The 19333-nt window shown below is 43.7% G+C and carries 15 protein-coding genes; 6 read left to right on the forward strand and 9 right to left on the reverse strand.

Features of this window, described 5'->3' with window-relative positions; genetic code table 11:
• Window positions 1-22: 22 nt before the first annotated feature.
• Window positions 23-2470, forward strand: a complete 2448-nt coding sequence (locus tag MCT08_RS08215) for a trimethylamine-N-oxide reductase 2 (protein ID WP_274678222.1) — start codon at window positions 23-25, stop codon at window positions 2468-2470.
• Between the two features lie 128 nt (window positions 2471-2598).
• Here MCT08_RS08215 and MCT08_RS08220 read toward each other — a convergent pair whose 3' ends face one another.
• Window positions 2599-3975: a DEAD/DEAH box helicase gene (locus tag MCT08_RS08220; RefSeq protein ID WP_274678223.1), complete on the reverse strand. Its 1377-nt coding sequence runs from the start codon at window positions 3973-3975 to the stop codon at window positions 2599-2601.
• 282 nt (window positions 3976-4257) lie between these two features.
• Between MCT08_RS08220 and MCT08_RS08225 the strand changes: the two genes are divergently transcribed.
• The 4 genes from MCT08_RS08225 to MCT08_RS08240 all read left to right on the forward strand — a co-directional run bounded on the left by MCT08_RS08225 (window position 4258) and on the right by MCT08_RS08240 (window position 7668).
• Window positions 4258-5694, forward strand: coding sequence for a 6-phospho-beta-glucosidase (locus MCT08_RS08225; protein WP_053312283.1), 1437 nt, complete (start codon window positions 4258-4260; stop codon window positions 5692-5694).
• A 36-nt stretch (window positions 5695-5730) separates the two neighbouring features.
• Window positions 5731-6741 carry a LacI family DNA-binding transcriptional regulator gene (locus MCT08_RS08230; RefSeq protein ID WP_274678224.1) on the forward strand — a complete coding sequence of 337 codons (1011 nt, stop codon included), beginning with the start codon at window positions 5731-5733 and terminating at the stop codon, window positions 6739-6741.
• A 109-nt stretch (window positions 6742-6850) separates the two neighbouring features.
• A complete protein-coding gene (locus MCT08_RS08235) occupies window positions 6851-7072 on the forward strand; it encodes a hypothetical protein (protein ID WP_053312281.1) in 222 nt (73 codons plus the stop codon).
• Between the two features lie 257 nt (window positions 7073-7329).
• Entirely contained in the window at window positions 7330-7668 is a 339-nt protein-coding gene (locus MCT08_RS08240; RefSeq protein ID WP_053312373.1) for a YggL 50S ribosome-binding family protein, read from the forward strand.
• A 74-nt stretch (window positions 7669-7742) separates the two neighbouring features.
• Here the strand turns inward: MCT08_RS08240 and MCT08_RS08245 are convergent, their stop codons facing one another.
• From MCT08_RS08245 to MCT08_RS08260, 4 genes are all read right to left on the reverse strand, one after another.
• Window positions 7743-8291 carry an MSHA operon transcriptional regulator gene (locus MCT08_RS08245; protein WP_053312280.1) on the reverse strand — a complete coding sequence of 183 codons (549 nt, stop codon included), beginning with the start codon at window positions 8289-8291 and terminating at the stop codon, window positions 7743-7745.
• A 407-nt stretch (window positions 8292-8698) separates the two neighbouring features.
• The gene (locus MCT08_RS08250; RefSeq protein ID WP_274678225.1) at window positions 8699-11509 is read right to left on the reverse strand and encodes an Hsp70 family protein; all 2811 of its coding nucleotides are present in this window, start codon (window positions 11507-11509) and stop codon (window positions 8699-8701) included.
• A 51-nt stretch (window positions 11510-11560) separates the two neighbouring features.
• Complete coding sequence (locus MCT08_RS08255; protein WP_274678226.1) at window positions 11561-13444, reverse strand: Hsp70 family protein; 1884 nt, start codon at window positions 13442-13444, stop codon at window positions 11561-11563.
• On the reverse strand, window positions 13444-14076 hold the full coding sequence (locus MCT08_RS08260; protein WP_053312277.1) for a DUF2760 domain-containing protein: 633 nt from the start codon (window positions 14074-14076) through the stop codon (window positions 13444-13446). The genes MCT08_RS08255 and MCT08_RS08260 overlap by 1 nt, the downstream gene beginning before the upstream one ends.
• 290 nt (window positions 14077-14366) lie before the next feature.
• On the opposite strand from MCT08_RS08260, the gene MCT08_RS08265 reads away from it, so the two are divergent.
• On the forward strand, window positions 14367-14897 hold the full coding sequence (locus MCT08_RS08265; protein WP_053312276.1) for a 3'-5' exonuclease: 531 nt from the start codon (window positions 14367-14369) through the stop codon (window positions 14895-14897).
• 17 nt (window positions 14898-14914) lie between these two features.
• Here MCT08_RS08265 and MCT08_RS08270 read toward each other — a convergent pair whose 3' ends face one another.
• The 4 genes from MCT08_RS08270 to MCT08_RS08285 are packed head-to-tail and all read right to left on the reverse strand — an operon-like array spanning window position 14915 to window position 18986.
• On the reverse strand, window positions 14915-15520 hold the full coding sequence (locus MCT08_RS08270; protein ID WP_274678227.1) for a CDP-alcohol phosphatidyltransferase family protein: 606 nt from the start codon (window positions 15518-15520) through the stop codon (window positions 14915-14917).
• The gene (locus MCT08_RS08275; RefSeq protein ID WP_274678228.1) at window positions 15513-16160 is read right to left on the reverse strand and encodes an ATP-binding cassette domain-containing protein; all 648 of its coding nucleotides are present in this window, start codon (window positions 16158-16160) and stop codon (window positions 15513-15515) included. Before MCT08_RS08275 ends, MCT08_RS08270 begins: the two co-directional genes overlap by 8 nt.
• Window positions 16126-17835: an ABC transporter permease gene (locus MCT08_RS08280; RefSeq protein ID WP_274678229.1), complete on the reverse strand. Its 1710-nt coding sequence runs from the start codon at window positions 17833-17835 to the stop codon at window positions 16126-16128. The genes MCT08_RS08275 and MCT08_RS08280 overlap by 35 nt, the downstream gene beginning before the upstream one ends.
• 5 nt (window positions 17836-17840) lie before the next feature.
• Complete coding sequence (locus MCT08_RS08285) at window positions 17841-18986, reverse strand: ABC transporter substrate-binding protein (protein WP_274678230.1); 1146 nt, start codon at window positions 18984-18986, stop codon at window positions 17841-17843.
• Between the last annotated feature and the right edge of the window lie 347 nt (window positions 18987-19333).

Here is a 19333-nt window from a genome sequence, read left to right on the forward strand (position 1 = left end):
GACATGATATAAGGATTCAGTGATGACTACTCTCACACGTCGAAGTTTTCTAAAAGGCGCGGGCGCAACCGCCAGTGCTATCGTGATTTATTCTGTTGCCCCTATGCCTGTATTTGCTGAGCAGCGAAGTGGTTCTGCAGTATTAACAGCAGGTCGTTGGGGGGCAATGTTGGTTGAAGTTAAAGATGGAAAAATTGTTTCCTCGACCAATGCATTGCCACAAAGTGTTCCAAATAGCTTACAAACTTCCGCTCCAGATCAAGCGCATACCAAAGCGCGGGTGAAATACCCAATGGTTCGTAAAGGCTTTCTTGCGAACCCGCAAAAACCAGATGGAAAACGTGGTGACGATGAATTTGTACGCGTTAGCTGGGATAAAGCATTGAAGCTAATCCATGAACAACATTTACGGATTCGAAATAGCTATGGGGCTGAAAGTATTTTTGCAGGCTCTTACGGCTGGCGCTCCAGTGGTATTTTGCACAAAGCGCAAACATTATTACAACGCTATATGAGTATGGCTGGCGGATACTCTGGTCATTTAGGTGATTATTCGACTGGAGCGGCGCAAGTAATCATGCCGCATGTGGTAGGTTCAATAGAGGTGTACGAACAGCAAACCACTTACCCAGTGGTTCTCGAGACGAGTGATGTTGTTGTGCTTTGGGGGTTAAACCCGCTCAATACCCTAAAAATTGCATGGAGCAGTACTGATGGGGCTGGTATTGAATTTTTCCATCAACTTAAACAGTCTAAAAAAACCATTATTGCAATAGACCCAATGCGTTCAGAAACCATTGAGTTTTTTGGTGAAAATGCCCAGTGGATTGCGCCGCACCCAGGAACCGATGTAGCAATGATGCTGGGTATTGCTCATTCTTTGGTTTCAAAGCAGCAACATGATATTGAATTTATAAATAAATATACAGCGGGCTATGACAAGTTTGAGGCGTATTTACTAGGCAAGACGGATGGCACCCCTAAAACTCCCCAATGGGCTGAGGAAATTTGTGGTGTTTCGGCAAAACAGCTTGAATTACTTGGTGATATCTTTAGCCAAAACCGAACCATGCTGATGGCCGGTTGGGGAATTCAACGTCAGCAATATGGCGAGCAGAAACACTGGATGCTGGTTACATTGGCATCAATGCTCGGGCAAATTGGCTTGCCGGGAGGTGGGTTCGGGTTCTCGTACCACTATTCTAATGGTGGTAACCCAACGAGAACGGCGGGGGTGTTACCAGCAATATCAGCAGCAATCGATGGAGCGTCGTCGGCTGGGAATGATTGGGCAGTTTCAGGTGCGGTCAACAGTTTCCCAGTAGCTCGCATTGTCGAAGCGCTCGAAAACCCAGGGGGCAGTTACCAACACAATGGGCATCAAAAAAGCTTTCCGGATGTTAAAATGATTTGGTGGGCTGGTGGTGGTAACTTTACACATCACCAAGACACAAATCGTTTGATTCGAGCTTGGCAAAAGCCTGAGTTAATCGTAATTTCCGAACCTTACTGGACAGCGGCGGCAAAGCATGCGGACATTGTGTTGCCAATTACAACCTCGTTTGAACGTAATGATTTAACCATGACCGGGGATTACAGTAATCAGCATTTAGTGCCAATGAAACAAGTGATTGAACCACAATACGAAGCCCGCAATGATTTCGATGTGTTTGCGGATATGGCTGAGCTGCTTAAAGCTGGAGGTCGAGCGGTTTATACCGAGAATAAATCGGAAATGGAGTGGTTGGCTGGTTTTTATAAAGAAGCACAAAAGATTGGTCGCCAAAACCGTGTTGCGATGCCTAACTTTAGTTATTTTTGGAAACAAAACCAACTCATTGAGATGAAGTGGAATGAATCAAACGCTAAGTTTGTTCGCTATGCCGCCTATCGAGATGATCCAATTTTGAATCCGTTGGGAACGCCGAGCGGTAAAATTGAAATTTACTCTAGGACCATTGAAAGCTTCAATTATGCAGATTGTCCACCACACCCAACTTGGTTACCACCAACTGAATGGGTGGGAAATGCAAAAGATGGAGAATTGCAATTAATGACGTCGCATGCGGCGCACCGGCTGCATAGTCAATTGAATTATGCCAAGTTACGTGAGCTATATGCGGTTGCTAACCGAGAGCCAATTTGGATTCATCCTGAGGATGCTAAGTCTCGTGGAATTCAAGATGGTGATTTGGTGAGAGCATTTAACCAACGCGGTCAGGTATTGGTTGGGGCTTTCATTACGGATGGTATTAAACAAGGCTCGGTATGTATCCATGAAGGAGCATGGCCAGATTTTGATAAGCCGCATGGCATCTGTAAAAATGGTGGGTGTAATGTATTAACGGCAGACATTCCTACATCTCGCCTCGCTAATGGTTGTGCTGGTAACTCCTCGATTGTGAAAATTGAAAAATATAGCGGAGAAGCTTTACCACTAACGGCATTTACGCCACCACAAGGCGTCTAGGGCAGCATACCGCAGTTATCCATAGATAAGCCGCCTTGTGCGGCTTTTTTTCATTCAAGTTTATGGTTCAGTGAAAGCAAGAAAAGAGGCTTAGACGCCTCTTTTCTCGTTAAAGATAATTGATGGTCTTACGCCTGAGCGCTTTTGGGAGCACGTCGAGGTCGATTTTGTCCACCACTACGAGTTGGTTTCGTACCTTGGGTAGTCACTGCATTGCTTGGGTTGCGTTTGGGCTTGTTCGACGTATTGGCGCTGCGACCGTTGGCCACATTACCTGAGCGTTGACCATCGTTATGCTCTGGCTTATCTTTTTTAGGTTTCTTTGGCTTTTTCGCTTTTATAGGCAAGAGTGATGGCGAATTTTGCAGTTTATTAACCGGAGAAAAACCTTCAATTTCAATACGCTCTAGCACATTTTGCGTCAGGCGTTCAATAGCAAACATATCTTTCGCTTCATCAGCGCACACTAAAGAAATTGCATTACCTTCAGCGCCAGCACGGCCAGTACGACCAATGCGGTGTACATAATCTTCAGGGACGTTCGGCAGTTCAAAATTGACTACTTGTGGTAACTGGTCAATATCGATTCCACGTGCAGCGATATCCGTTGCAACAAGAATACGAATTTCACCATTTTTAAAGTTGGCTAAAGCCTTGGTACGAGCACCTTGACTCTTGTTTCCGTGAATAGCCGCAGCAGTGATGCCGCTTTTCTCTAACTGGGCAGTTAAACGGTTTGCACCATGTTTAGTGCGCGTGAAAACCAGTGCCTGTTTCCAGTTATTGTCGTTGATCAATTTGATCAGCAACGACGGTTTTTTAGACTTATCAACGGGGTGAACCCACTGTTTAACCGTTTTAGCGGTACTGTTGCGTGGCGTAACTGAAATCTCGACTGGATTATTGACCAACCCTTTCGCTAGTTGTCTTATCTCATCAGAAAATGTCGCTGAAAATAAAAGGTTTTGACGTTTAGGCGGCAGTAACGCAAGAATCTTTTTGATGTCTCGAATAAAACCCATATCCAGCATGCGGTCAGCTTCATCAAGAACCAATATTTCTAACTGATTAAATTTAATCGCTTTTTGATTGTAGAGATCAAGCAGGCGGCCTGGTGTGGCAACCAAAATGTCCACTCCACGACGCATTTTCATCATTTGTGGATTCACTTTGACCCCACCAAAAACCACTTCAGATTTAAGCGGTAAATTCTGTCCATAAGTGGTGACGTTATCGGCAACTTGGGCTGCTAACTCACGGGTTGGAGTGAGAATTAAAGCACGAACTTGGTTCGGTCCTGCTTTCGGCCCTTTCACGAGTAAATCTAAAATAGGAAGGGTGAATCCTGCGGTTTTACCTGTGCCTGTCTGAGCAGCTGCCATCACATCTTTGCCTTCAAGTACGGCTGGTATGGCTTGCGCCTGAATTGGCGATGGTGTTTCGTAACCCTGAGAAGCGACAGCTTTCAGGATGGCATTAGATAAACCCAGAGAGGCAAAACTCATTAAAATGTCTCGATATGTAAAAGAATAGTGATCCGCATCATGTTGCGGAAAGGCGCAAGCATACAGCAGTCACGCAGAAAGTGCTATGGAATGTATGTCTGCGATTACTTCAAAACGAAGCGTAACGTTGTTTAGCTTAAATAATTACTTAGTGAGTGAGGTTAAATACTCAATTGTAACCGGTTACAGAAACCGGTTACAATTTGGGTTGGATCGTTTATTATGTAGTTAACATGCCTTGGCTATGTTTTCTGAATGAAAGTGAAATGAAAGGTGGATTCGATGCAAAATAATGGGTTTCCAAAAAATTTTTTATGGGGTGGTGCGGTTGCAGCACACCAAGTTGAAGGTGGTTGGGATAAAGCAGGTAAAGGCATCAGCATTGTTGATGTTTTATCGAAAGGGGCTCATGAAGTACCTCGAGTGATTACTGATGGCGTTGGTGATAATTATTTTTACCCAAACCACCAAGCGGTTGATTTTTTTGGTCACTACAAAGGAGACATTGCGTTATTTGCTGAAATGGGCTTCAAATGTTTTCGAACGTCGATAGCTTGGACTCGTATCTTTCCTAACGGAGACGAAGAAACGCCTAATGAAGCTGGGCTACAATTTTATGACGATCTTTTTGATGAATTACTCAAGTATGGTATTGAGCCTGTTATCACGCTATCGCATTTTGAAATGCCTTTGCATTTGGTTAAGCAATACGGTAGCTGGAAAAATCGTAAGGTCATTGATTTCTTTGTTAAATTTAGCCAAGTCGTGATGGAGCGTTACAAAGAAAAGGTAAAATATTGGATTACATTCAATGAGATAAACAACCAACGTAACTGGGAATTGCCATTATTTGGTTATTGTAATTCAGGCGTTATTTACTCAGAACATGAACACCCAGAGCAAGTGATGTATCAAGTGCTTCATCATCAGTTTATTGCCAGTGCTTTGGTGGTTTCATTAGGTCACCAGATTAATCCTGAGTTCCAAATTGGCAGTATGATCCACATGATGCCGCTATACCCAGCCTCATGCCGACCTGAAGATATGATTCGTTCTCAAGAACTGATGAGAGAGAAGTATTTCTTTAGTGACGTACAAATTAGAGGTTATTACCCTAGTTACATTTTACGTGAGTGGGAACGTAAACAGATTCACATTGATACCCAGCCTGAAGATGAGACCATTCTACGCAATGGCTGCGCCGATTATCTGGCAATCAGCTACTACATGACGAATATTGTTTCAGCTGAAGTAAACCCAGATGGAGAAACGACAAGTCTATTTACACAAAGTCGATTAAATCCACATCTGAAAGCTTCAGAATGGGGGTGGCAAATTGATCCTGTAGGACTACGCTATGCGTTGTCTGAGCTATATGAACGCTATCAAAAGTCGATTTTTATCGTTGAAAATGGTTTTGGAGCGATTGATCAATTAGATGATACAGGTGTGGTTCAAGATGATTACCGCATCGATTACCTCCGTGCTCATATCGAAGAAGTGAAAAAAGCAATTACGTTAGATGGTGTTGATGTGATGGGTTATACCCCTTGGGGGTGTATAGATTGTGTCTCTTTCACCACAGGTGAATACAAAAAACGTTATGGTTTTATTTATGTTGATAAACATGATGATGGAAGTGGCTCAATGGCGCGTAGCAAAAAGAAAAGTTTTCATTGGTATCAATCAGTGATTGAATCTAATGGTGAGCAGTTATAAGTCTTTTCAACTATCCCCAAACCACTTGGAGTTACAATGGCTACTATCAACGATGTTTGTAAAGCGGCAGGGGTTTCAAAAGCCACTGTTTCACGGGTGATTAACCAAAATGGTCAAGTGAAAGACAGTACTCGTAATGCTGTTTTGCAAGCAATGAAAGCGTTAGGCTATCAACCGAATGTGCTAGCTCAAGCACTTGCAACTAACAGTGCAAACGCTATTGGTTTAATACTGCCTCAATTTCAAGGAAGCTACTTTGGCACGTTGCTTCACCAAGCGGCTCAGGGAGCACAAAAGGCTCGAAAAACGCTGCTAGTGATGGATAGTCATAATAGTGCAGAAGGTGAGCAAAGCGCAGTGCAATTACTGCAAAGTCAACGTTGTGATGCAATCATGCTTTATAGTCGGCATCTCACCAATCGAGCATTAAAAGAGCTACAAGCGACTTTGACTGTCCCTTTGGTTATCTTAAATCGAACCATTGAAGAGGTAGGACTTCACAGTTTTGGTTTTGAACAACAGCAATCTAGTGCTTTGGCGATGAAGCACTTGTTGGCGCTTGGTCATAACAAGATCGCATGTATTGCATCCCCACTAGATAGTGATACTGGCCGATTACGATTTGCGGCTTACCAAGCTCAACTTGAACAAGCTGGTATTGCTTTTGACGTCGCTTTAACGTTTGAAGGCGATAATATGATGCAGTCAGGGTATGCTGCAGTTGTGAAGTTCTTAGAACAAAAAGCTATCTTTAGTGCTATTTTAGCCTGTAACGATGATATGGCGTTAGGAGCGATGAGAGCCTTGCACGAATATGGTCTTTCGATCCCCTCTGATGTGTCGGTGATTGGTATTGATGATGAACCGGCAGCGGCTTATTCAGTCCCTAGCTTATCAACGGTCTCTTTACCGATTGAGCAGTTAACGAAAGACGCGGTGGAATTAGCTCTACAGCTAGCTGAAAGGAAAAATATTCAGCTAGTTACGGCTCATCGCTATTTAGGTCAGCTTATTCAACGCGAGTCAACGGCATCAGCTACTTGCTGATATCTATTTATTTTTTCAAAAAAAACTGTATAAATAAACAGTGAAAAACTTGACATCATAATAGCTTCTACTAATCTGTATGTATACACAGTAAAGTTGGAGGTGAAATATGTTGTGGGAAACGTTAGAACGAGTTAACCGCCTTCGCCAAGAGGCGTTAGCCAATCCAGACTTTGTCCAATCTGCTCAAGAACATGAAGAAACGCTAAAACAAGTCGAGCAGTACTTTGAACCAACAAAACGTCGCAAGGTTGCTAAACGTGCAAAGAGCTTGGCTGATATCTATGAGCAGGCAGAGTTTGGTGAAAATCCATCTGGTGTTCAGCATTAACCATTGATCAAATTAATCATCAATCTAATAAAGAGAGAGGAGCCGTTGAAGTGGCTCTTCTCTTTTGCTATTGGTTTAACTGTTTTATATATTCGCCACAGTAGAGTTAACACAGTGTTTTCAGTGAGAGAAGTGCCCAGTCAAAGATGCGGACTGCTTTGAAATTGGCCACTTGAGATGGTTTTGTTTAGGAATCATTTGGGAAATGAAGTCGAAAGGTGTATAAAAGCGCCATTCAAACCGAAAGAGAGAAGATGATGAAAATTGAGAAGCTAGAAAACAAAAACCGCCGTATCCGTAAAAAACTATTTTTAGGTGAATTTGCGATTTTAGGTTTTGAAGTTAGCTGCGCGACATCTATCAAAGATTTCGAGCAATATGATCTCTTCGTTGATGAGTTTATTGATTACATCGACAGCATTGGTCTGTGCTTCGGCGGCGGTGGTCTAGAGCTATTCGAAGGATTCTTGTGTGCAACGGAGCGTTACCGTTCAGTGACAGAAGAAGAAAAAGCGCAAGTCGTGAAATGGCTAGAAAGCCGTGCGGAAGTAAACAAAGTTGACGTTAGTGAATTAGTTGACGCGAATTACGCATAATCACGATAACTTGTTAAAGTCTCATTAAGTCGATGACAAAAAGCCAGAGTGTGTTTACTCTGGCTTTTTACTAACTAAAAATCAGCCTGCTTAACGAAATAAGGGTTGCTGTATTTCTGAGCTGGGCCTAATTTGGAAACTACCAACTTATTCCATAGCGCTTTGTCAAAACCTTCTTTAGGAATTGATGGATAAAGTGTCTCTGCTTCTTCTCTAGCAAAATTCAAGAACTGCTTTTTCTTAATCTGATTATACTCTTTTGCTATTCGATTAAAGTTACGAATCCATTCTTGCTTATACTTGCGCAAGGCCGGCTCCGCCTGCTCGAGAGGAACACGTGATAGATAGACTCGCTTATACGATACTTTGCGATCGATCATCGTTCTCATGCTCGTTTGGATATAACGGCCATGATGAGTAATCGAAATATCATTTTCATCAAATAGGTTTACGCACCAGCCTTTTGGGAAAAAGTGGGGTTTCCTAAATTGCTTGTTTCTTGCGACCAATACTTGGTGTAGCACCAAATCTGACGTGCCTTTAAAGGTTCTTTGCCATTTGGAAATTCGAATTTGTAATGAGCCTGGTAGGCGGTAGACATTAGTAAATTTATCTTCGTTCATGACTTCTACAGTAATTAGTTAAGTACACCACTTGAAACAAATATTGAGATTATTTGCCCGATGAAAACGGCACCATAATTTATGAAATGCCAACAATGACAGCCAACGACGTAAAGTTGAATTATTGTAATTACGTATAGATCTCACGCTATCCATCACCATTTCGATGTGCTGTGAGTATGAGAGATTCTACAAGGTTTATACAAAAATGCGAGCTTAGCTTGGCGTTAAATATGTGCAGAGTACGAAATATTTGATTTTTTGTTGAAAAATTTAGAGATAATTCGTTGTATTGCCGAATCAAGTTAATAGAAATAAACTCATCTAGAGATAAAGCACCATACCTCATCGCTTTCCCCACAGGGGGATTGTAACAAGGCTAAATAGAGAATATGGTGCTTTTGATGTTATTGGTTAAGTAAAATTAGTCCATTTGGCAGGGCATCACCGAATACACGCTTTGATTCACTTTCTGAAAGTGTATTCACTTCCTCGACAAGCGCGACCCAAGACTCCGCGACTCTACTCTGTTTTAACTTACTCAAAACTTGTAAGCGGTATTGATCTGAAATATCAAGCTGTCTATCGCCTGTTTTTCTGCATATCATCACTGCAGCAAAGGCTATCATCGGCTCTTTTTGCCAGTTTTGTTCCAGTATTTTTGGAAGCCATTGCTCTGCTTGTTCTCGGGGGATAACCGAATGGTGGCTGCCATATAATGGAGTGCGAGATGCTAGTCGGCCAACCGCCCACCAATGTGCTTGTTCAAATTGAGTATGGTTGATGGCTTTATTTAAAAACCAGCTTGCCAATAACACTTTATCTTCCACTTCTAGATTTTCTAGCGAAGCCGCAAGTCGTACCATCGATTCATAACCTTTATCTTGCGCTTCTTGTGCCGATTTAGGGTTTTTCATTGCTCCAGGATGAAGGTATCTGGCAATATCGGACAAAATGGTTTCCTGCTGTTCTTGATTTAATCCACCAGCAATACGTCGCCAAAATACCCACCAATCGCTCCAACCTTGATGATTCTGAAACTGAATACCTTGTTGGTATAAACTCCAAATTTGTTCAATGCGCCATGCATCGGTTGGGTCACCAAACCCAGGTCGAAGAGCAAAACCCGCTAAACGTAGCCAGTTTTTCTCATGCTGTTCAGAACGACGTCGACGTTTTCTCCCTTGTGTAAGCGAATCAAACAAGTGACGTAGCGTAGTAAAATCCCACTCATCTCGTTTTCCTAGCCATTTTTCTAAGTCTTTGCTGAGTGTTTTTATTGCCTGACTATCGGCACTATTTTTATTGCCGCTGTAAAGGCGGGTGATCAGATCTTTCGAGTCTTGCAAGCGAGGATGAAGTTTAACTTGTTCATCATCACTGGCTTGTTGGTTACGTACTTCAAATTCAAGTTGCCAGCGTTTACTCTCATCTTCCACACTGACACACTCAATTTTTAGTGTGCCAACCTCGGTCAGCTGGCAAGCCAGTTGCACTTCCACTCTCTGCTTTTGATTGGCATGCATGGTTGGTTCATCTGTACCATCCAAGCTCGTAATGTAAGGCGGGAGAGGGCTAAACATATCATGATCAACGGGCACCAAAATGCCATTTTGTAGAGCGGTATTGTTGGATAATGTGTCATGAGTGGACGTCAATAGGTTAAAACGAACCGGTTCACCTAACGTGAGTGAAAAACGTCGGCTGGTGAGTCGAATCTCTTGTCCTTCTTCTGTGCCTTTGGCAAGAAGACACAATGCTTTACCTAGTTTATTTCTTTCTGGTAGATGCAAGAAATAAGATCGGGCAGATCCCCCGCCAATTTTAAGTTGTGCACCCCGGCGAGCTTTACTAAAGGCAACTGCACCCAATGCAACAGACCAGTCGGGGTGAGGGTTATCAAGAACGGTGATATCAGAACCGCGCCAATGTGTTAGTAATTGGATAATGCGTGAAGTAATTAATTCACTATTAAACACGCCGCCATTAAGTAAAAGCCCAACCGGAATGGCGGGGGTGTTTTGCTCATGCTTTAGAGCGCTGCGTGACACGTGTTGATGCTGGGTCAAAAATTCGGCGACATGCTTACTGACCGCTGGGTCTGCCACATAAGGCAAACCAAATTCAACAACGGCACTGCGGCGTCTGTTTGGAACGTCATCAAAGGAAGATATTGGGAAAAAACCATCTAGGGCGATTTGATGCACTTCTTGTTTGGTCAGGGAAATACTTTTTGTTCCCCCCAGCAGTTTTGAGCCGCTGCCGAGCATCGTGATTTTCATTTCATCGGGTGCTTGGTTTGAAAGCAGCTGCTCTTTGGCTTGTCGAGTTTGTTGAATCAGTTTGGTTAAACTTGCTGCTGTGAGTTTTTTCGATTGATTGAAACGTTGCTCAGCCAAATGCGCGAGGGCTAAGTCGAGGTTATCACCCCCCAGCATTAAATGTTCACCCACGCCGATTCGGTCGAGGGATAGTTCACCTTGATCTGAGTGTTTTGCTTCAATCAAACTTAAATCTGTCGTTCCGCCGCCAACATCACACACTAAAATTAAAGGCAATTGTTGTAATTCATCTGCGGCAGTATGGCGGTGGCGTGCGTACCAGTCATAGCATACCGCTTGTGGTTCTTCGAGTAAGACAATGCGATTCAAGCCTGCAAGTGAAGCCGCTTCAACGGTGAGTTTACGCGCGGTTTCATCAAAAGAAGCCGGTACCGTGACGACGACTTCTTGATCTTCCAATAGGTTACTTGGGTGTCGGTAATTCCAAGCTTGTCTAATGTGGTTTAAGTAACTGGCACTTGCCACAACAGGCGACACTTTATCGACATCCGCAGCTCCGGCCCAAGGCAAGATATCTTGTCGACGATCAACCGCTTGGTGTGAAAGCCAGCTTTTGGCACTAGAGACTTGGCGTCCTTCCACTTTTGCTCCGAGATCGCGAGCCCATTGGCCGATGATGACATTGGCCGTGTCACCAGTAACAGGTTGAATATTCCACGGCAGGGTTAAGTCATTGGCTGAAATTTGTCCATCAGCAGGGTGATAGCGAAATGATGGTAATAACGGTTTACGAACCACTTCACCGGGGCCGATGAGTTGGTCAATCTCAAAAAGACTAACGGGGGAACTTTCTAATTGATCGGTTATTTCACAAAATGCGACCACAGTATTGGTGGTTCCTAAATCAATACCGACAAGAAAACGAGGAGAGGTCATGGTGGCACCTATATTTCAAAAACGGCATCCATAAGGATGCCGCTTCAAAGTTTACTGAGTGGATTGCGAATCTTCTCGCACATCGAATTCTACGTGCCATTTTTGGCCATTATCAGAAGCAATTGCCTCAAGATATAAAGTGCCTAATTCCGTGACACGTGAAGCTAACGTCACTGGCACGACATCACCTTGACGACGTCCTTCAGATATTGGTAGCGTTACTTGAATTTCTGGAAGTTCTTCTAATTCATCGGGTGCCCAGTAATCGAGGTGAGTACCTGCTTGATCTTCACGACGTACGGTTGACCCAAAGAATTGGAAATGCACAGGCTCTCCAATTACTAACCCAAATTCTTGGCTAGGCACTGGTGTGCTCGAACCTTCTTCCATACCAAATGGAGCGACACATAGCGCTTCCATTGGTGGTGCCATTCCCGGTATGGCAGGCATTGCACTTTCAATTCCGACGTAGTAACTAGAGGCAATGCCACCGCGAATACGAACGCCCTGACCACGGCGAACCGCACCATAATAGGCAGCGCCGCTAGCAACGGCAAGATCAAGATCTAAACCGCTTAAACGTTTAGCGTGCGCCGCGTTAGCCGAGCTTAGCCATGCGTTAATGATCCCAAATAAACGATCGGCCAATAAATTCGACTTCAGCACACCACCGTTAAATAAAACAGCCGTAGGTTTGATGAAATCGGCTTTTGGGGCATCTCCCATACCAGGCATACCCGCAAAAGGGTTATATTCATTGTGTGGAGTTGTTTCACCGGTGGCATTAGCTTGCTTTGACAAGAAAGCCGCAATATGACGAGTGATACCAGCATCTTGTGCGTAAGGTAAGCCCATTTGAGTCAGTGCGCCGCGCGTTTTTTGTACGGGATGCTCACTAATGCTGACACTTGGGAAAAAGCCATCCACTAACATTTGCTGAACTTCTTGTTGAGTCAGTTCTGTTTTTAATGTGCTACCGAGTAGCTTTGAGCCTCGGCTAGGCACAACAATCGGCACGGAAGCGAGTTCGCGGTCATTAAGTAGCGCTTCTTTGGCATCACGACAAGCGTGTGTCATCGCTTGTATTTGCCACGGAGCTAGCTCTTTACCTTCTTGCGCCAGTTTCATTTTAAGGCGATAGGCAAGGGCGAGATCCATATTGTCGCCACCAAGTAAGATATGCTCACCGACGGCAATACGATTCAAGGTTAGGTTGCCTTCCTCTTCAGTTACTTCAACTAAAGAAAGGTCGGTGGTACCACCACCAATGTCGACGACTAATACAATATCACCAACATTAACTTCATCACGCCACGCCTCATTGCTGTTATCGATCCAGCTATAGAGTGCAGCTTGCGGTTCTTCAAGCAGTGTTAGGTTATCAAAACCAACGTTACGTGCGGCTTCTGCAGTTAAATCACGGGCGGCCGGGTCAAAAGAAGCGGGTACGGTAATAGTCACATCTTGCTCAGAGAGTGGCTGCTCTGGATGAGCATGATCCCATGCTGCTTTTAAATGTTCTAAATAATACTCCGTTGCTTTTAGTGGCGAAACTTTTTCAATATCATCACTGCTTCCGGCGGGAAGAAAAGCTTCTCTGCGATTGACACCACCATGACACAACCATGATTTTGCACTAGCGACAAGACGAATCGGGGTTTTACTTCCAAGGTTACGCGCAATCGCGCCAACTAAAGCGGTTGGTTCTGTTGACCAAGGTAAAACACGTGAAGCAGCATTCATTTCATGTTCGTGAGGTTGATATAAAAACGAAGCTAATTGAGTTCGACTTTCCACAGTGCCTGGTGCGGTGAGCTGCGGAATGCTCATCACTGAAACGCGTGTATCTTCATCTTGAGTATCAACAAAAGAGAGTACGCAGTGGGTGGTACCTAAATCGATACCAACACTGAATTTAGGGGATTTCTGTTCCATTACAGTTCAACCTCAGCAGGGGCGATGATACTAGCGTCGTAGTTTTCTGCTAATTTTGGCAGTGTCATTGACGTTGCTTTCCAACCTTTATGAACGAGTGTGCCATTAAACGGTGCGCTGCCTGTAACATTACCAGTAAGACGAACCTGTTGTGGGTTAAATCCAGCTTCAATGGTAATGCGGGTTTCTTCGTCTTCTGAGCGGATTGGGCTCAGTTCGACATAATCTTTCAAAACTTTTTGACCGCCGGCGTGAATGACGCGCGCGGCCGCACCGACTTCTTCGTCAGAAAAAGCAGAGACATCTTCATTGAGAAAATCAATCAGACGCGCTTCTTGCTGCATAAGGGATAGTAGTTGCATTGCAGAGTCTGTTGAGGCAGTTGCTAATTTGGATTCGACTTCAACAACACGCTCTATCACTTTTTCAACTTCAACAATTTTCTCAACTTCAATGATTTTTTCGATCGGTTTTTCGACTTCGACAACTTTCTCAACCGGCTTTTCAATGACTTTCTCAACGACTTTTGATTTGCGAGAAACGGCAATAATGAGCAGTAAAATGCTGGATGCAGCAAGACCTGCGTGCAGCATATCAAATGTAGTAGGAATCATATTTAAATCGAAGTTCATACGGAATTCTCTGTAGACAATGGTGCAGAGGTTATTAGAGTGGCAACGTCTGCGCTGAATAGACTTAAAAATAGGGACGAAGTTTACCATATTCAAGCCTGAAGGCTTCAGGAAAGTAGGATTAATCAGTATTAAGACGATTTAATAGCTCACTCTTTAAACAATATAAGCTCAAATGAACGATGAACGATGATTAACTGCGCGAACGGCTTTTTACAGAGTCGAGTTTTGACAGCGAGTCAGGTAAAATTCATTACTCTGAAAACTAAATTAAAGGATTCGCCTGAACAATGAACTATAACCGAGTTGTCTGTTTCGACTTAGAAATGTGTTGTTGGAATGAAAATGGCGTTGGGACAACCGGCGAAATTATTGAAATTGGTTTGGCTGAAATTGATGTTCAATCAGGTGAAATCGTCAAGCGTGCACAATATTATGTCAAACCAGAACAAGATGAAGTGTCTCTGTTCTGTAGTGAGCTGACTGGAATTACGCCACGCAAAATTGAAAAGCAAGGTCGTCCTTTGGTTGAGGTGCTGAAATCGATGGTAAAAAACTTCGGCGGCCCAAATAAAATTTACGCCTCATGGGGGCGAGATGACCTAATTCTTGCTAATGAGTGTCAACAAAAAGGCATTGATATGCCATTTAAAGAGTTTTTAAACCTGTCGACCTTGTACCGCATTCAACACCGACTCAAAGAAAAGCGCATAGGCCATCGCGCCGCGCAAGAATCTCAGGGTATTGAGTGGGAAGGCCGTCAGCATTCCGGTTATGTGGACGCTTACAACCTCGCCAAGCTTGCTCTAACCATGTTGTGAAAGCTTAAGCATATGGCTTATTTTAAGGTGTGAAAGCCAGAATAGATTCGGGTAGCGGTGGTAAACCAACACGCAGCACCAAATAGATAAGCGAGCATGGAGAAGTGGCTTGGTAGCAGGCAAAATGCAATGAAACAGGCGATGGTCTCCGTGCCTTCTGTCAAACCACTCATATAATAGAGCGACTTGTGTTTATACACCGGGTTTTCGATGCCGCGTTTGCCCGCCATAACAGCAAAAGCAAGAAAACTGCTGCCAGTACCGATAAATGAAAAAATCAGAAAGGCGCCAGCCACGGCATTTTGTTCTGGATTTGCCAATACAAAACCAAATGGAATCAGTGAGTAGAATAAAAAGTCTAAGCTGATATCAAGAAACCCGCCGGAATCGGTGATTCCCTGCATTCTGGCCAAAGCGCCATCCAAGCCATCGCATATTCGGTTTAATACAATAAATAGCAGCGCCCATAAGTACTGTTCAGTTACCAATGCTGGCAGTGCAAAGCAGCCCACGATAAAACCAAACACGGTGGTTTGATTGGCGGTTATGCCGCATTTATTTAATAGGCGAGCGCCGAGAGTTAAAGGTGCGCGAATGACTTTGATGCTTAAGCGATCAAGCATGGCTTGTCTCCCATGGCCAGGTTAATACAGCGCTGCCTGCGGGTACATCTTGCTTATCGTGTGTCACCATCAAAGCAGGGATGTTGGCTTGTTTCAGTTGTTCAAACACCCAATCCCTAAACTGTATACGTAGATCTTTGTCCAATTTGCTAAACGGTTCATCAAGCAGGGCAACTTTAGGTTTGGCTAACAGCATTCGTATCAATGAGATTCTCGCTCGTTGGCCGCCAGAGATTTGGTCTGGGAAAGAATTGGCTAAATTGGCTAATGAAATATGAGTTAGTGCCTGTATCGCCAGCTCTTTTCGGTGGCGGCCTTTTATTGAATTTGGCAGGGCAAAAGCGAGGTTTTCCGATACAGATAGGTGAGGGAAAAGCAAATCATCTTGGAATAATATCCCCACTTCTCGTTGATGAGCTGGGAGTGAATTTAAGGTTACTCCCTCTAAAGTTAACGTGCCTGAATAGTCAAACTCATTGGACAAATGACCGGCTATTACATCGAGTAAGGTTGATTTTCCACAGCCGCTTGGTCCCATTAAGGTCAGAATTTCTCCCTTGCCTATTTGCATATTAAGCGAAGAAAAGAGTAACTCACCTTGGGATTTACGGATGGTGAGGTTTTCGAGACAGAGACTCATTCGGTAATAAACCTTTTAGTGTGATTCGGCGATACTTTATTTGTAATCGACTGATAAATATTGATAAAGAAAAGAATAGTAGCGGCAAAATAGCTTGCCAAATGGCATAGATAGCCGTCACTCTGCGGTCGAATCCACTCGACAATGCAACTGCTTCGGTAGTCACAGTACTGATGCGCCCTGCACCTAGCATCAAGGTGGGTAAATATTGCGCAAGACTTACGCTAATACCAACAGCCCAAGTAAAAACAATAGCAGGTAGTAGTATCGGTATTTTTATTCTCATCCAAGTTTGTAGCGGTGTTTTACCTAGACTTAATGCGACCTTGGTGAGCCCGTAGTCAAAGCTTCTCCAAGGGCCGTCAAGCGATAGATAGACAAAAGGAAAAGCAAAAAAAACATGAGCCCAAATGACCCAAAAGAAATAAGCATCACTTTTCAAATAAAGCGCTACAACTTGTAGTCCGAATAAAACTGACAATTGTGGTATTAGCATCGGGATTGCAATGATATAACCTGGGATCTGCCACTGGTATTTGCATCGATATTCATGAGCAATGAGGGCAAAAATCAGTGCAGTTGAGGAGGCGATAATCGCAATGACCACACTTTGGTTTACCGTGCTTAAGATACTGTGCCACTCTAATTGCCAGAATCGGTCGCTGTAATGGCTTGGCAGTAAATCAGGGAAACGCCAACGTTGAGCAAAGCTCCAAATGACCATCAGTGGCACCATCAAAAGGGTCAGAGAAATAATACCAATGAACAATGTTTTACCGGGTAACATTACCCCATAACGGCCTGAATATTGCCAATGTCTCCACAATTTGGTGACCGTCCACTCAACTCCACGAGCAAAGACAATCAATGCTGAAGCAATGGCAAATAGCACCATCGCTCCGGCGGCAGCGCGTGGTAATAGTGTTAGGTCGGGGTCACTAAACCATTGCCACACTAATACGGCAAATGTGGGGGGATTGGTGGGGCCAAGAATTAAAGCAACGTCGACTACTGACAGACTATAAGCGATTACTGCGAGCATCGGAAAACGGAGTTTTACCAGCCATTGGGGGAAAATACATTTCCACCACATTTGCGCTTGGCTATAGCCTAAAGATGCACTCACTTTTTCAATGTGATCGATCTTGAGTTGGGAAAGAATCGAAATGCTCATTAGCAGTAGAAAAGGGACTTCCTTTAGCGCAAGCATCACTATCAAGCCCACTGCATATGGATCTTTTATAAACAGTGCAAGGTCATCTACATTGTACGAGTTTGGCTCAAAGCCGAACAGACCGTGTAAGGCACGAACCCCCATACCCGTCGGTGCAAACAGGAATGCAAAACCAATCGCGAAAGCGACATGCGGCGTTGCAAGTAGTGGCGAAAGAGAGAGTTCTACTTTACGCCAGAATTTACTTCCCCAGCTCGCCTGTAAAATGGCAAAACTGATTAAGCAGGCGATATAGCTGCTAGCAATTGCTGAGTAAACAGTGAGCCCAATAGAGCGCCATACCCCTTGCCAATCAAAGACCATGGCAAATCCACCGAGTGATAAGTGATGCAGGCCAATCGGTGGTATATAACCGAACGAAGAGGCCACGACACCCAGTAAACCGGGGAGCGTGGGGATGATACAAACAAAAATGATGACTAGATAGAGGGCTCTTAACATCTACTTTAGCTTCCGTAGCGTTTAAGCCACTCTTTTTCTAGCGCTGATTGCCAACTAGGATGTGGCTCTCCCACGGACTTGAACTGTTTGGTGTTTTTCGCACTGCCGGTTAAATACTGGCTACTTAATACCGACGGGTCGCCCCATACCTTGAGATCTCCTTTACGAGATTGTGCTTCAGGGCTTAGCAGAAAGTTAATCGCCACTTGTGCGCCTGCATTAGCGGTCGCATTCCAAGGTATGGCTAAGAAGTGAATGTTTGAAAGTGCACCATACTCCATCGCATAGACTTTGGTTGTATCCGCTAATGTGCCATTGGCTTGAGCTGAGAAAACCGCATTTGGATTGAAAGTAATCGCAAGGTCAAGTTGGCCGTCATCCAGTAATTGAACGGTTTCAGAAGTACCAGCTGGAAATTGCTGACCGCCACGCCACGCGACTTTATGGAATTGATCAAGATAATTCCACAGTGGTTGAGTGATAACGTCAAAGTCACTTTGTTTAACTGGTTTGGCTAATGCCGCGTCATTATCTGTCAGTTCAATAAGCAGCGATTTTAAAAAACTAGTACCGTGAAATTCTGGTGGACGAGGGTAGCTTAAGCGATTGGGAAACGCTTGGGCGTAACTGAGCATTTCGGCAAAAGAATGCGGAGGATTATTAAGCGTGGCGGAGTCATGAATAAACACCAGTTGTCCTACACCCCAAGGAGCTTCTAGCCCTTCTGTTGGTTCAGAAAAATCGTTGTCTATGGGCAGTGTTTTATCAACATATTTCCAGTTAGGGAGCTCTTGTACGAAAGGACCAAATAATAGGTTGTTATCCTTCATGGATTTGAAGTTTTCACCGTTAATCCAAACCATGTCGACACTGCCATCGTTATCTTTCTTTGCTGCTTTTTCGGCAATCAGTCGTGTTGTCGTTTCGGCGATATCAGTCACTTTGACGTGCTTGAGAGTTACTCCATATTGTTGTTGAAGTTCTTTATCAGCCCATTGTAAATAACGATTGATTTCTTGACTGCCACCCCAAGCATGAAAATAAACGGTCTGTCCCTTTGCTTGCTGTTCAATTTGTTTCCACTCTTCGGCATGCGCCTTGACGCTAAAAGCTAATACGGTAATTCCTATTGTGCTAAGTAGCTTGTTCATAAAGTCATCCATCTATCGTTATCAATAAGTTAAGGTGCTAAGCATAGTAAAAGCATAGCCTTTAACTCACGTCCATTATCGAGTTTTTTTGATAATAGTTTCAATTAATTACTATTATTGTGACACAAAATATTTGTTCTTTTCGTACAGACCGGATTATGCCGAGAAAACTTTCTTAAGAGTGTGATTTTCTGAGTAGTGTTTTTAACCGCTAATAAATTGTCGAGTATAAAGTTGAACGCATTATATTTTGTCGTGATTTGGTAGTGGCAATAATTGTAAGAAGTCGGGAGCAGTGGTTTTAATGCTGAGGTAGGGGAGTTCATTTTCACGCCATTAGAATCATG

Source organism: Vibrio aestuarianus, assembly GCF_028858425.1.
GTDB lineage: Bacteria > Pseudomonadota > Gammaproteobacteria > Enterobacterales > Vibrionaceae > Vibrio > Vibrio aestuarianus.